This is a genomic window from Nonomuraea sp. NPDC050328 (genome assembly GCF_044459405.1).
Lineage (GTDB): Bacteria > Actinomycetota > Actinomycetes > Streptosporangiales > Streptosporangiaceae > Nonomuraea.
The window spans coordinates 174786-188413 of record NZ_JBITIW010000014.1; the positions used below are offsets into that span (position 1 = coordinate 174786).

Annotated in this window: 11 protein-coding genes; 8 read left to right on the forward strand and 3 right to left on the reverse strand. The window is 73.8% G+C overall.

What is annotated here, in order from left to right; all coding sequences use genetic code 11:
- Positions 1-242: 242 nt before the first annotated feature.
- Complete coding sequence (locus tag ACIBG7_RS38575) at positions 243-2387, reverse strand: sensor histidine kinase (RefSeq protein ID WP_397339463.1); 2145 nt, start codon at positions 2385-2387, stop codon at positions 243-245.
- A 293-nt stretch (positions 2388-2680) separates the two neighbouring features.
- Here ACIBG7_RS38575 and ACIBG7_RS38580 point away from each other — a divergent pair, with 293 nt between their 5' ends.
- The 3 genes from ACIBG7_RS38580 to ACIBG7_RS38590 all read left to right on the forward strand — a co-directional run bounded on the left by ACIBG7_RS38580 (position 2681) and on the right by ACIBG7_RS38590 (position 5388).
- On the forward strand, positions 2681-3004 hold the full coding sequence (locus tag ACIBG7_RS38580; protein WP_357925473.1) for an STAS domain-containing protein: 324 nt from the start codon (positions 2681-2683) through the stop codon (positions 3002-3004).
- A gap of 125 nt (positions 3005-3129) precedes the next feature.
- Positions 3130-3645 carry a hypothetical protein gene (locus ACIBG7_RS38585; RefSeq protein WP_397339464.1) on the forward strand — a complete coding sequence of 172 codons (516 nt, stop codon included), beginning with the start codon at positions 3130-3132 and terminating at the stop codon, positions 3643-3645.
- A 93-nt stretch (positions 3646-3738) separates the two neighbouring features.
- A complete protein-coding gene (locus ACIBG7_RS38590) occupies positions 3739-5388 on the forward strand; it encodes a GAF domain-containing sensor histidine kinase (protein WP_397339465.1) in 1650 nt (549 codons plus the stop codon).
- A gap of 40 nt (positions 5389-5428) precedes the next feature.
- Here the strand turns inward: ACIBG7_RS38590 and ACIBG7_RS38595 are convergent, their stop codons facing one another.
- Entirely contained in the window at positions 5429-6070 is a 642-nt protein-coding gene (locus tag ACIBG7_RS38595; RefSeq protein ID WP_397339466.1) for a response regulator, read from the reverse strand.
- 139 nt (positions 6071-6209) lie between these two features.
- Between ACIBG7_RS38595 and ACIBG7_RS38600 the strand changes: the two genes are divergently transcribed.
- The 5 genes from ACIBG7_RS38600 to ACIBG7_RS38620 all read left to right on the forward strand — a co-directional run bounded on the left by ACIBG7_RS38600 (position 6210) and on the right by ACIBG7_RS38620 (position 12227).
- Complete coding sequence (locus ACIBG7_RS38600) at positions 6210-7061, forward strand: universal stress protein (protein WP_397339467.1); 852 nt, start codon at positions 6210-6212, stop codon at positions 7059-7061.
- An 84-nt stretch (positions 7062-7145) separates the two neighbouring features.
- A complete protein-coding gene (locus ACIBG7_RS38605) occupies positions 7146-7883 on the forward strand; it encodes a hypothetical protein (protein ID WP_397339468.1) in 738 nt (245 codons plus the stop codon).
- A gap of 101 nt (positions 7884-7984) precedes the next feature.
- Positions 7985-10195 carry a protein kinase gene (locus ACIBG7_RS38610; RefSeq protein ID WP_397339469.1) on the forward strand — a complete coding sequence of 737 codons (2211 nt, stop codon included), beginning with the start codon at positions 7985-7987 and terminating at the stop codon, positions 10193-10195.
- Positions 10196-10378: 183 nt separating this feature from the next.
- Complete coding sequence (locus ACIBG7_RS38615) at positions 10379-11194, forward strand: ion transporter (RefSeq protein ID WP_357925485.1); 816 nt, start codon at positions 10379-10381, stop codon at positions 11192-11194.
- Positions 11195-11255: 61 nt separating this feature from the next.
- A complete protein-coding gene (locus ACIBG7_RS38620) occupies positions 11256-12227 on the forward strand; it encodes a dimethylarginine dimethylaminohydrolase family protein (RefSeq protein ID WP_397339470.1) in 972 nt (323 codons plus the stop codon).
- An 8-nt stretch (positions 12228-12235) separates the two neighbouring features.
- Here ACIBG7_RS38620 and zwf read toward each other — a convergent pair whose 3' ends face one another.
- A complete protein-coding gene (zwf, locus tag ACIBG7_RS38625; RefSeq protein WP_397339471.1) occupies positions 12236-13624 on the reverse strand; it encodes a glucose-6-phosphate dehydrogenase in 1389 nt (462 codons plus the stop codon).
- Between the last annotated feature and the right edge of the window lie 4 nt (positions 13625-13628).

The window sequence follows — 13628 nt, forward strand, 5'->3', positions numbered from 1 at the left end:
CGGCGTCCTCAGCCACGGCACCCCTCCGCCATGGGACCCCTCCGCCCGGTGGCCTCAGCCGCAGCCCCCCGTCCACCCTGATGGCCTCAGCCACAGCTCCCCGTCAACCCGATGACCTTGGCTACAGCTCCCGGTCCCCCTGATGACCTCAGCCACGGTCGGCGGGACGGTGGAGGACGGCGCGGAGCGAGCGGGGTGGCTGGGGCCGGAAGGGGCGCGGCGCGGAGGCAGGTGGGCGGCGGTCAGGGGCGGAGGGCGCGGGGGCGAGCCGGGGAGGCGGGGTTGGCGGACGAGCCGGGGCGAGAAGAGGAGCCGGGGTGAGAAGACGAACTGGGGTGAGGGGCGGAACCGGGGTGAGGGGAAGAACCGGAGTGAGGGGTGGATCCAGGGTGAGGGACTGGGGCGGGGAGGCGGACCTCGACGGTGGTGCCGCGGCCGGGCTCGCCGGTGACCAGGCAAAGCCCGCCCAGCTCAGCCGTACGTTCCCGCATGGACACCAGCCCCACCCCCGACCGCCGCCCAGGTGGGAGCCCGACGCCGTCGTCGGCGATCACCAGCCGCACCGCCTCAGCCTCCCGGCGCAGCTCGATCACCACCCGCCGCGCCCGGGCGTGCCGGCGGACGTTGGTCAGCGCCTCCTGCGCGATCCGATACACCGCCACCTCGACCGCAGCGGGCAGATCGGTCAGATCCCCCTCGGTGCGCAGCTCGGTGACGGGGTCGTCCGGCCCGGCGAGCGCGTGCACGGCGGCGGCCAGTCCGAGCTCGTCGAGCGCGGGCGGACGCAGGCCGTACACAAGCTGCTGAAGGTCACCGGTGACCGCGTCCATGCCGGTACGCAGCTCGTTGAGCAGCCCGTCGGCGGCTTCGGGCGAGGCCTTGAGGTTGATCCGGGCGATGTTGACGATCATCGCCAGGCCGCTGAGCGTCTGGCCGAGCCCGTCGTGCAGGTCCCGGCGCAGCCGCCGCCGTTCCTCCTCCCGGGCGGCCAGGATCCGCTCGCGGGAGCGCTGCAGGTCGGCGGCCATCCGCACGGCGTGCGCCACGTCCGCCGCGTAGGGCACCAGCGTCGCCAGCACCCGCTCGTCGTGCGCGACGGGGAACCGGCGCGCCGCGGGCGGCCCGACGAGGAGCCGCCCCACGCGCTCGCCGTGCCAGACCAGCGGCACCTCCCGCGGCCGTTCCCCGACCTGGCCGCTGCGCGTGGCGGCCAGGCTGACCACCGGCTCCGCGCCCGTGACCTCCACGGCCACCCCTTGAACGGCGAGTCCCTCGCGCAGGACGCCGACCACCGAGGCCAGGGCCCGGGCCGGGTCGCCCTGCCGCATCTCGCGGATGAGCCGCTCGGCCAGCACCCGCGGGTCGCCCACCGGCCCGTACAGCAGGCGGTCGGCGGCCCGCTGCAGCGTCCGGCGCAACGGCTGGAAGAACGCCCCGGTCAGCAGCGCCGAGACCACCCCGGCGATCTGGTCGTACCCGGACACCAGCAGGCTCGACAGCGCCGCGACCCCGAAGTAGACCCCGCCGACCACGGCCAGCAGCCCGGCCGCGACGAAGGTCCGGCTGATGACGGTGTCGATCCCGTACAGCCGGTACCGCATGACCGACACGACCAGCGAGACCGGGATGAGTCCGGCCCACACGATCGACAGCCAGGTCAGCCCGGGCGCGGCGATGCCCACCAGCATGAGCACGATGTAGCCGGCGAACATGAACAGCGGCCAGCCGATCTGCCGCCGCACCACCGGATCGGCCCGCCGGAACCGCACCAGCAGCGACAACGCCGCCAGCGGCAGCGTCACGAGGATGCCCGCCCACGCCACCGCCCAGATCGCGGTGTCGTAGGGCGCGAGCGCCGGGATCTGCAGCGGGTTGGGGATCACCGCGGGCAGCGGATACCCCTGGTAGGGCGGGTCGGGCCGGACGAACTGCCGCAACGTCTCGACCGCGATCGACACCGCGCCCAGCCACACCACCACCCGCCAGCGCCGCGAGGGCAGCCTGCTGTCGGGGGAGTACAGGGGCAGCAACATCTCCAGCGTCAGCGTGGCGATCGCCCAGCCGATCACCGTCGGCAGCTTCAGCGCCCCGGCCAGCATGAGCTCCCCGCCGGCCGCCGCGGCGAGCATCGTCGCCTGGCCGAACTCGAACAGGCCGCCGCCGAGCCCGCCCGCGGCCATCAGCCAGGCCAGCCGCAATCGGGGCCGGTGCCAGATCAGGAAGGCGGCGAAGACCGGAAAGGTCAGCCCGGCCGCGCGCAGCGGGGTGGCCAGGGTGGGCAGGGTCCACTCCGCGGGGAGGCCGGCCAGGATCACCACGCCCGCGATGACCAGCGCGGGCGAGACCACGGCCAGGACGGCGGCGACCGCTCGGGGTGCCCACGCCATCCTGTTCCCGCCCTCCGGCTCCGTTCCTGCCTGACCCTAGTGTGCCTGGCGAACGGCACAAAAGGTGCATCTGCCCGGCAAGGGCGCGCTGATACCGCACGACCGAAAAAGAAGTGCCCGACGACGCGCGGGCCTGAGGATTCGCCCGGCGGTTTCCGGGCAGAGGCAGCGGTCGCCGGCTCGGGGCCAGGACAACGCCGGCGGGTCAGGGAAACAAGGACTTTCGGCCCTGGCGGCCGGCGGCGACGCCTGGTCACCATGGAGGGTCGAGAGGCTGGCACCTGGAGGGGTTCATGGTCACCGGGATCGCGGATCGTCCGTCTGCCGAGCGGGACGCCCTTCCCGTCCGAGGCGAGATCGACCTGGTCACCGCGCCGGTGATCGAGGCCTTGGTGTCCCACGCCACCGCGCTGGGCCGCCGGCGCATCCTGCTCGACCTCGCCGGGGTCACCTTCATGGACGCCTCGGGGCTGAACGCCCTGGTCCGGGCGGCCAACCATGCCGGGCGCAACGGCGCGCGGGTGGAACTGGTCGGTGTCCCGCCCCGGGTGGCCCACCTCCTGCGCCTCACCGGCCTGCACCGCCGCTTCACCGCCCCGGGCGCGACCGCCGCCTGAAGAAGGCCGCTCGCCGGAGGTCCCGGCAAGGCGGTGACGAAGGTCCCTGCGCCCGCGTGCCGTACGGCTCTGCCTCCAAGAGCCCGCGCCCGGTGGACTGGACCCAGAGACCCCAGGAGGACACCATGACCGCCATCCACCCGCACCAGCGGACGGCCACCACCCCGCGCCCCGCCGCCGCACCCGTCGACTACGTCTGGGCCGTCGCCCGGATCGCGCTCGGCTGGACCTTCCTGTGGGCCTTCCTCGACAAGACCTTCGGTCTCGGCTACGCCACCCCGGCCGCCAAGGCCTGGCTGAACGGCGGCAGCCCGACCACCGGGTTCCTCAAGGGCGCCGTCGACAACGCGCTCGGCGGCTTCTTCGCGGCGCTGGCCGGTCAGGCGTGGGTGGACTGGCTGTTCATGACCGGCCTGCTCGGCATCGGCCTGGCGCTGGGGCTGGGCGTCGGCACCCGGGTCGCCGCGGTGACCGGCGGGCTGCTGCTGGTGCTGATGTGGGCGGCCGCGCTGCCGCTGGCCACCAACCCCTTCCTGGACGAGCACCTGGTCTACGCCGTCGTCCTGGCCGGGCTGGCTCTGGCTCGCGCGGGCGAGACGCTCGGCCTGGGCGGGTACGTGCGGCAGCCGTACCTGAAGTGAACCCCTACGGCGGCGCCCGTCCCCAAGAGGGATGGGCACTGCCGCGTTCGCGGTGCCAGACTGGCGCGTGTGTCAAACCCTCTCATTCCGCACATGCGGCTCGACGAGTTGCTGTCCGAGCTCCAGGTCCGGCTGAACGCCGTGCTGGCCACCCGCGACCGGGTGCACGCGCTGCTCGACGCCGTGGTGTCGGTGGGCAGCGACCTCGACCTGGAGACCGTGCTGCGGCGGATCGTGGAGACCGCGACCAACCTGGTGGACGCCAGCTACGGCGCCCTCGGGGTGGTGGGGGAGGGCAGCACGCTGATCCAGTTCATCCCGGTCGGGCTGAGCGAGGAGGAGATCGCCAGGATCGAGCACTGGCCGCACGGGCTCGGCCTGCTCGGGCTGCTGATCAAGGACGCCCGGCCGCTGCGGCTGGCCCGGATCGCCGACCACCCCGAGTCGTACGGTTTCCCGCCCGGGCACCCGCCGATGGGCAGCTTCCTCGGCGTGCCGATCCGGGTGCGCGACGAGGTGTTCGGCAACCTCTACCTGACCGAGAAGCGCGGCGGCGCGGAGTTCGACGAGGAGGACGAGGCGATCGTCATCGCGCTGGCCACCGCCGCCGGCGTCGCCGTCGAGAACGCCCGCCTGTACGAGGAGACCCGCCGCCGGGAGACCTGGCTGCAGGCCTCCTCGGAGATCACCACGAGCCTGCTGTCCGGCGCCGAGCCGCAGGAGGTGCTGCGCATGCTGGCGCGCAGCGCCCGCCAGATGACCGGCGCCGACCTGACCGCGGTGCTGCTGCCGCGGGACGAGGCGCTGCGCGTGGAGATCGCCGACGGCGAGTGCCCCGCGGATCTGGGCTTCGCGCTGGAGGGCAGCATGGCCGGCGCCGCCTTCACCCGCGGCGAGGCCCTGACCGAGAGCAACCTGCAGACCGCCGCCGCCGCGCCCGACTCGCCGCTGCGCCGGCTGGGCTTCGGGCCGGGCCTGATGGTCCCGCTCGGCGCGGCCCCCGCGGTGCGCGGCGTGCTGGCGCTGGCCAAGGCGCCGGGCCGGATGCCGTTCAGCACCGGCGACGTCAAGATGCTCGAAGCGTTCGCCGGTCAGGCGGCCCTGGCGCTCGAACTGGCCGAGGCCCGCGAGGACGCCGAGCGCCTGGGCCTGCTGGAGGATCGCGACCGCATCGCCAAGGACCTGCACGACGTGGTGATCCAGCGGCTGTTCGCGGTGGCGATGACGCTGATGGGCGCGGTCCGCCTGGTCGAGCGGCCCGAGGCGGCCGGGCGGCTGCAGCACGCGATCGACGAGCTCGACGAGACCATCCGGCAGATCCGCTCCACCATCTTCGCCCTCCAGGCCCCGAGCCGGCCCGACACGCCGAGCCTGCGGGCGCGGATCGTGGACCTGGTCGAGAGCGCCCGCGGCCACCTGGGCTTCATGCCCGGCCTGCGGATGGAGGGCCAGCTCGACCACCAGGTCTCCGAGCCGGTCGCCGCCCACCTGCTGGCCGTCCTGCGCGAGGGGCTGTCCAACGTCGTACGGCATGCGAAGGCCACCCGTGCCGCGGTGGCGGCCGAGGTCGGCGACGGGTGGCTGACGCTGGTGGTGGAGGACGACGGGATCGGCCTGGAGGGGTCGGGCCAGCGCAGCGGCCTGCGCAACCTGGAGCAGCGCGCCGCCCAGCTCGGCGGCGCGCTGGCCGTCGAGACACCCGCCGGCGGCGGCACCCGCCTCCGCTGGCGCGTCCCCGCCTGACCCCACGCGTGCCGGTCAGGGGCGCCCACAAGAGCGGCGGTCAGGGGCGGCGGTCGGCCTTCAGGCGGGCCACCATGGCCGCCGCCTGGGTCCGGCGCTGCATGTTGAGCTTACCGAGCAGGTTGGAGACGTAGTTCTTGACCGTCTTCTCGGCCAGGAACAGCCGCTCGCCGATCTGCCGGTTGGTCAGCCCCTCGCCGATCAGCTCCAGGATGTGCCGCTCCTGCTCCGTCAGCGCCTCCAGCGGGTCCCTGCGCTCGGCCTGCTCCCGCAGCCGCTGCAGCATCCGGGCCGTGGTCTGCGGGTCCAGCAGCGACTGCCCGGAGGCCACCGTCCGCACCGCGCCGACCAGGTCGGAGCCGTGGATCTGCTTGAGCACGTACCCCGACGCCCCGGCCATCACCGCGTCGAACAACGCGTCGTCGTCGGCGAAGGAGGTGAGCATCAGGCACCTCAGCTCCGGCAGCCCGGAACGCACCTCCCGGCAGACGTCCACGCCGCTGCCGTCGGGCAACCGTACGTCTAGCACGGCCACGTCCGGCCGCAGCGCCGGGATGCGGGCGATCGCCGACTCCGCGGTCCCGGCCTCGCCGACCACCTCGATGTCGCCCTCGGACTCCAGCAGGGCGGCGACACCGCGCCGGACGACCTCGTGGTCGTCGAGCAGGAACACGCGAATCATGGCCTCGACGCTACTCACTCCCGCATCGTGCGAACAGGGACTAAAGGCCCTATCGGTGACGCCAGGCGCAGCGGAGTCGGGACCTTTCTCGGGACCTTCGGCCCTGGCCCGGCGGCGGGCGAGAGCGTGCGATGGAGGCATGAACGCCCACATCCTCGTCGCCACCGACGGATCCGCCCCCGCCGCCGAAGCCGTGCGCTGGGCGGCGGCCGAGGCCGTGCGCGGCAGCCGGCCCCTCCGCATCGTGCACGTCTCCGGCGTCTGGGGCTACGACCGCCCCGCGGCCGGAGCCGCGCGACAGGACGAGCAGTCCCGCTCGATCCTGGCCGAGGCGGCGCGGCTGGCCACCGCACAGGAGCCGGGCCTGTCCGTGGCGACGGCCACCGCCTGGGGCAAGGTGAGCGCCGCCCTGCGCCGGGAGGCCGCCTATGCGAGCCTGCTGGTGCTCGGCCGGCACGGCCACGGCCTGACCGCCGCCCTGCGCATCGGCTCGGCCGTGCGCGCTCTCGCCGCCCAGCCGCCGTGCCCGCTGGTCGTGGTGGCCGGGGCGCCCGCCGAACCGTGGGGCGAGGTGGTGGTCGGCTTCGACGAGCAGTCGCGGGCCGACCTCGCCTTCGCCTTCGCCGAGGCCGACCGCCGCGGCGCCCGGCTGCGCGCCATCCACGCCTGGACGCCGCCGGTCTTCTCCGCCTTCGTGGGCGGCGACCTGTCGTTGTCCACCGAGCTGTTCGACGACGCCTGCGCCGCCGCGCACGAGACCCTCCAGCCCTGGCGGGAGCGCCACCCGCTGGTGCCGGTGGTCGAGGAGGCCGTGTGCGGCGGCGCGGTGGCCGCGCTCACCGCCGCCTCCGCCCGGGCGGACCTGGTCGTCGTCGGCTCGCGCAAGGCCATGCTCGGCTCGGTGACCAGCGGTGTCCTGCACGGCGCCTGGTGCCCGGTCGCGGTGGTGCACGCCACACCCGTCCCGGCCGCGGCCCGCTCCCAGGGCTAGGCGGCGGGCTCCCGTCATCCGGTACGGCAGGCCGCCCGCGCTCCCTATACTCGGGCCTTTGACCTGAGGGCGGGGGAGGACCGGGTGTCGGGGGAGAACGAGCTGAGCGAGCACGGGCGGCGGGTGGCCGAGCTGGCGGCGGCCATCGGGCAGGCGCGGACCGGCCTGGAGCAGGCCGCGGCCGGGCTGGTCGAGGTGCTGAAGACCGGGGCCTGGCAGGAGTTCACCGGGCCGGGCGGCGAGCTGGTGCTGCACGAGGAGTTCGCGGAGTTCGTCACCGCCGACCCGCCGCGCGGGCTCGGCGTGACGCCCGGCATGGTGCGTACCCTGCTCGCCGACGACCCGGCCGCGCTGGCCCTGCTCGTGGCGGCGGACGGGGCCGCGGGAGAGGTCTGGACGCGGGACGACAGCGCGCCCTGGGCCCCCGGCCCCGAGCCGGTCGCCGCACTCCCGGTGGACCGGGCCGCCGCACCGGAAACGGGGGAGGCGGCCGACATGGCAGCCGGGGCGGCAGTCGAGGCGGCGGACGGGGCGGCGGACGGGGCGGCGGCCGGGACCGCAGCCGGGGCCGGACCGGTCGCCGAGCCCGTCGTGCGGGAGACGCCCGCGTTGCGGCGGTTGCGGGAGGACGCTCCGGCCCTGCACACCAAGGTGCTCGCCGGGGAGATGAGCGCGAACGCGGCGATGGTCGCGGCCGGGTTCCGCGCCCGCACGATCAGCGTGCCGGTCTCCAAGCCCGAGAGCGCCGCCAAGGCGTTGCGCAAGAACCTCAGCCGCGAGCAGCTCGCGGAGCTGGTGAGCCTGCTGTCGGCCGAGCTCTGAGCGCGCGGGCCCGCCGCCCCTGGAGGACGGGTCTGCCGGGTTCCCGACACACAATTTCCGGATATGCCATGATCTGACGCGTGACGGTGGGGGATCTTGGCGTGCGCATTCCCGGCTACCAGCTCATCGAGCCGGTAGGACAGGGGGGATTCGCGGTCGTCTACCGCGCCCTGCACGAACGGGTGGGGCGCGTGGTCGCGGTGAAGGTGCTGTCCGTCACCGACCTGGACGAGCGCGCCCTGCGCAACTTCCGGCGCGAGCTCGAGGTGACCAGCCGGCTCAGCGACCACCCGAACATCGTCGCCGCCCTCGACACCGGCACCGCCTCCGGCGGCCGGCCGTACATCGTCATGGACTTCTACGACGGCGGCAGCCTGCACAGCCGGCTCCGGGCCGCGGGAGCGCTCCCGGTGCCGGAGACGCTCCGGATCGGGGTCAAGGTCGCCGCCGCGCTCGCCGCCGTGCACGAGGCGGGCGTCTTCCACGGGGACATCAAGCCGCAGAACATCCTCATGTCCAAGTACGGCGAGCCGGCGCTGGCCGACTTCGGTGTCGCGCGGATGCTGGACGTGGGGCAGTTGTCGTCCAACACCCTCACGCTCACGCCGCACCACGCCGCGCCCGAGGTGCTCAACGGGTCGCCGCAGTCGGTGCACTCCGACGTGTACGCGCTGGGGTCGACCCTCTACCAGTTGCTCGCCGGGCGGCCCGCGTTCTACGAGCCGGCCGACGTGGGCGTCGCCCCTCTCCTGCTGCGGGTGCTTCGCCAGCCGTTGCCGCCGTTGCAGCGGCCCGACCTTCCCCAGGCTTTGCGGGCGCTCATCGAGCGGGCCATGTCCAAGCAACCCGCCGACCGGCCGGCCGGCGCCTGGGCCTTCGCGCGTGAACTCCAGGACATCCAGCGGGCCCTCGGCCTCCCCGTCACCGAACCCGCCGCCGCCCACACCCCTCCGACTCCCGCAGCCACCCCTTTCCCCGGCAACCCGCCCTTCTCCGCCGCCCCCACCCCTTCCCCGGCCTTCGGCTTCCCGCCCGCCCAGCCGTCCACCCCTGGGTTCCCGGCCCCGCAACCGCCGGCGCCCAGCTCCCCCTTCGGGATGGGCGGCGTCACAGAAGGGCAGCCGGGCGTCACGGGCCCGGCCTTCGGGGGCAGTGCGGCGGCGGGCCTCACGGGCCCGGGCTTCGGAAGCGGCGTCACCGGCCCGGCCTTCGGGGGCGGGGGAGCGGGGCCAACAGGTGGAGCGCCGGTTGCCGGGGACACCGCGCCACGGGAGGGGGCGGCTCGCCGTACCTCCTCCCGGATGATGGTGGCGGTGGCCGGGGTGACCGTGGCGGTGGTGGCCGGTGTCGCGGTGGCGGTGAACCTGGGCAAGAGCCCCGGCGGAACCGCCGCAGCCGACACCGGCGCGACCTCCCGCCCCGGCGTCCAGGCGAGCGTTCGCCCCGTCGCCCCCACGGCGACCCCGCTGCCCACCCCCTCCACGAGCCCGGCCAGGAAGGCCGTCCTGGCGAAGGTCACCCTGGCCCCCGACACCACCACCCCGGCCGCCCCGGGCCAGACCTTCCGTCTCAAGCTGGCCGCCCGCCTGACCGACGGCCGTCCGGCCAACCTGGCCAAGGCCACCGTCGTCTACCACAGCGCCGACCCCCGGGTGGCGACGGTGAGCCCCGACGGCGTGGTCACCGTCCTGACCGAGGGCGAGGTACGGATCACCGCGAAGGTGACCCTGGCCGGCCGGTCGAAGGTCGCCGCCCTCCCGCTCACCGTCGGCGGCGAGACGACCCCCACCCCGTCCCCCTCGGCCTCGGCCGACGCCGGGCCGAAGGTGCTGAAGGTGACCGCGAGCCTGACCAACATGGTCCGGGGCGGCGCCTACTCCGGCGAGTCCTACCCCGCGTGCGCGGAGTGCAAGGTCAAGACCGGCAAGCCCGCCTGGTACCGCGAGACCTACTTCCGTTTCGACCTCGGCTCGGTCAAGGTCAGGCCGGCCCGGGTGCGCTCGGTGGTGATGTACGTCTGGATGCGGGTGACCGACCACGGCCCCGAGGGTGTGGCGGCGGCGCACGCCATGGGCAACAACTGGACCTCCCGCGTCACCTTCGACACCCGCCCGCAGGTCGGCAACAAGCTGGGCGACCTGACCACGGCCGGCTACTCGTGGGCGTGGGTGAAGGTGGACCTGACCTCCTACTTCCGCCAGCGCCTCGGCGGCCAGGCCAGCGTGGCCCTCGCCGAGCAGGCCGGGGCGGGCCTGGCGATCGGCGGCCTGTCCTCCCCGCACCCGCCGTACCTGGAGATCACCCGCCGCTAGCCGTACTCGGAAGACCTCCCGCCGTGCCCGAAGTCGGCGGTAAAAGCGGAGAAACCCCCGGAAAGCCGGGCATCTTCCCAGCTAGGACAGGGTGCCGGGGAGTGGGGCGGGGCGAAGCGGGGGAGATCAGGGGGAAAGTCCTCCTACCCCCGGGGAGCGGTCCTGTTGCCAAGGCGCGAACGTGTGCGTTCCTTCCTTGAGAAGCAGTTCGTCCAGCGAGCCATCATCCTGATCATCATCGTCAACGCGGTCACCATCGGCTGCGAGACGAGCGACTTCCTCATGCAGCACGCCGGCGGCTTCCTCACGACCGTCGACAACGTGGCCCTGGGCCTGTTCACCGTCGAGATCGCCGCGCGGCTGTACGGCTACGGCCGGGAGTTCTTCAAGGACCCCTGGAACTGGTTCGACACGGTGATCGTGCTGGTCGCGCTGGTGCCTGCGGGCGGGCCGGCCTCGATCCTGCGGGCGTTGCGCATCCTGCGCGCGTTGCGGCTGATCTCGGCGGTGCCCAGCATGCGGCGCGTGGTGCAGGCGCTGCTCAGCGCGATTCCGGGCATGGCCTCGATCCTGGGCCTGCTGGTCCTGCTGGTCTACATCGCCGCGGTCATCGCCACCCGGCTGTTCGGCGACGTGGTGCCGGAGCGGTTCGACGAGCTGCCGCGCTCGCTGTTCACGCTGTTCCAGATCATGACCGGTGACGACTGGGGGAACGTGGCCCAGACGGTGATGGATCAGCGGCCGTGGGCGTGGGTGTTCTTCATCGCCTACATCCTGGTCTCGACCTTCGTGGCGTTGAACCTGTTCATCGCGGTCGTGGTCAACGCGATGATCGACGCGGAGGCGTCGCCGGCGGAGGTGGAGACGCAGGAGGAGATCAAGGGCGTGCGGGAGGAGCTGGCGGCGCTCACCGCCAAGCTGGACGTGCTGCTCGCCCGGGAGGCCGCGCTGTCGCGCCACGGCGACCGCTCGTCCCTCCGCCGGTCCCCGATGCCCTGACCGCGCCGCTGCCCTCTCCGGCCGGCCCGGCTGTTTATGCTGGCCGGAGGGGGTGGGGGACGTGTCCGAGGTCTTCGTGGAGAGCGAGTTCGCGCCGTTGCGGGTGGTGGTGCTCGCCCAGAGCGAGGTCGCGCTCCCGGCGTCCGCCCGGAGCTCGCCGGACCTGCGCTTCCTGCCCGCCGACGCCCTGGCGGCCAACCCGGTGGGCCAGGACATGCGCACCGGCGCCCCCGACCGGCAGGCCGCCTGGGAACGCGAGCGCGAGGCCTTCCGCGCCGTCCTGGAGCGCCACGGCGTGCGGGTGGTGCGGCCCCGGCTGCTCACCGAGCCGGAGAAGGCCGAGGCGGGCGCCGACGGCTACGCCAACTTCTTCGCCCGCGACCCCTTCTTCACCGTCGGCGACCAGGTGATCGAGGGCTCGATGCGCTTCCGGCACCGCCGCCACGAGGTGCTGCCGGTGCGTGACGTCATGCGGGCCGAGGTCTACCCCGCCGACTGCGGCTACGTCGCGGTCCCGGTGCCGGAGATCCCCGAGCCCGGCGACCCGACGCTCGGGCCCGGCCCCTTCCTGGAGGGCGGCGACGTGCTGGTCCTCGGCCGGCACGTCCTCGTCGGCAGCTCGGGCCTGGCCTCCAACGCGCTGGGCGCGCGCTGGCTGGCCAAGCACCTGGCGCCGCACGGCTACACGGTCGAACTGGTCCGGCTGCACGAGCGCATCCTGCACCTCGACTGCGCGCTCGGCCTGATCCGCGACGGCCTGCTCGTCGTCTGCGAGGAGGCGCTGCCCGGCGGGCTCCCGCGGGTGCTGCGCGACTGGGAGCGGGTCGAGGTGGACTTCGAGCAGGCCACCCGGCTGGCGGCCAACGGGCTGCCGCTCGGCCCCGGCCACTACGTGACCGATCCGGCCTTCGCCTTCCTCGGCGAGGAGCTGGAACGGCGCGGCGTGGCGGTGGAGTACGTGGACTTCGCCGTCACCCGCTCGCTCGGCGGCTCCTTCCGGTGCAGCACCCAGCCGCTGCTGCGGCGCACCTGACCCGGCCCTCAGGAGTTGAGCGGCGGGTGCCAGCCGTCGCTCCCCGGCATCTTGGCCGCCGCCTCCGGCCCCCACGAGCCCGGCTCGTACGGCAGCGGCGGCTCGTCCACGTCGATGATGTCCGAGACGATGCGCCAGCACTCCTCGATGGTCGCGAAGGTGGCGAAGCACCGCGTGTCCCCGGTGATCGCGCCGTCGATGATCGTCTCGTACGGCTTCTCCTGCCGGCCCAGCACCTTCTCATAGTCGACCTCCAGCGGGATCAGCGTCGCCGGCTGGCCGGGCTCAGGCTCCTGCAGCAGCAGCTCGAAGGTCATGCCCGCGGTCGGCTCGAACCGGAAGCGCAGCAGGTCGGCCGGCGTGCCCCCGGTGATGGAGCCGAACAGGTCCAGCGGCGGCCGGCGCAACTGCACGACCACGTCGGTCGAGCTGGTCTGCAGGCACTTGCCGCTGCGCAGGTAGAACGGCACCCCCGACCACCGCCAGGTGTCGACCTTCAGGTGCGCGGCCACGTAGGTCTCGGTGGTCGAGCCCGGCCGCACCCCTTCGACGTCCTGGTAGCCGGTGTACTGCCCCAGCACGGTCTGCGCCCGCGAGATCCGCCGGGTGGCCCGCAGCAGCCGCCAGCGCTCGATGTGCTCGGCGTAGTCGTCGCTGGTGGCCGGCGGCTCCATCGCCAGCAGCGTGAACACCTGCAGGAGGTGGTTCTGGAGCACGTCCTTGACGCAGCCCACCGAGTCGTAGAACGAGCCGCGCTCGGCGACGTCGAAGTCCTCCAGCAGGTTGATCTGCATGTTCGCGATGTAGGACCGGTTCCAGAGCGGTTCGAGCAGCGCGTTGGCGAAGCGCGTGGCCTTCAGCCCGGCGATCGGCACCGAGCCCAGGAAGTGGTCCACCCGCAGCAGGTGCTGGTCGTCGAAGAAGCGGTTGAGCTCGCGGTTCAGCTCGCGGGCCGAGTCGAGGTCGTGGCCGAACGGCTTCTCCACCACCAGCCGCGCCTGCCGGTTCAGGCCCGCTCGGGCCAGCGCCTCGGCGACCGTGGTGAACAGCGAGGGCGGGATGGCGAGGTAGTGGCTGGCGAAGCCCTTGCCCTCCAGCTCGCGTCCGAGCCGCCGGAAGGTGTCCTCGTCGGTGAAGTCGCCCGCGACCAGGCTCAGCCGGTCGGCCAGGCCGGCGAAGACCCGCTCGTCGAAGTCGCGCACGTCGGCCAGCACCGAGCGGCGGGCCCGCTCGCGCAGCCCGTCCAGGTCGAGGTCGGTGGCCGCGACGCCGACGACCGGGACGGTGAGCTTGCCCTGCTCGGTCAGCCGGTACAGCGCCGGGAAGATCATCTTGTTGACGAGGTCGCCGGAGATGCCGAACAGGACCAGGACGTCGGCCTGCGGGGTGGTGGCCATGGCG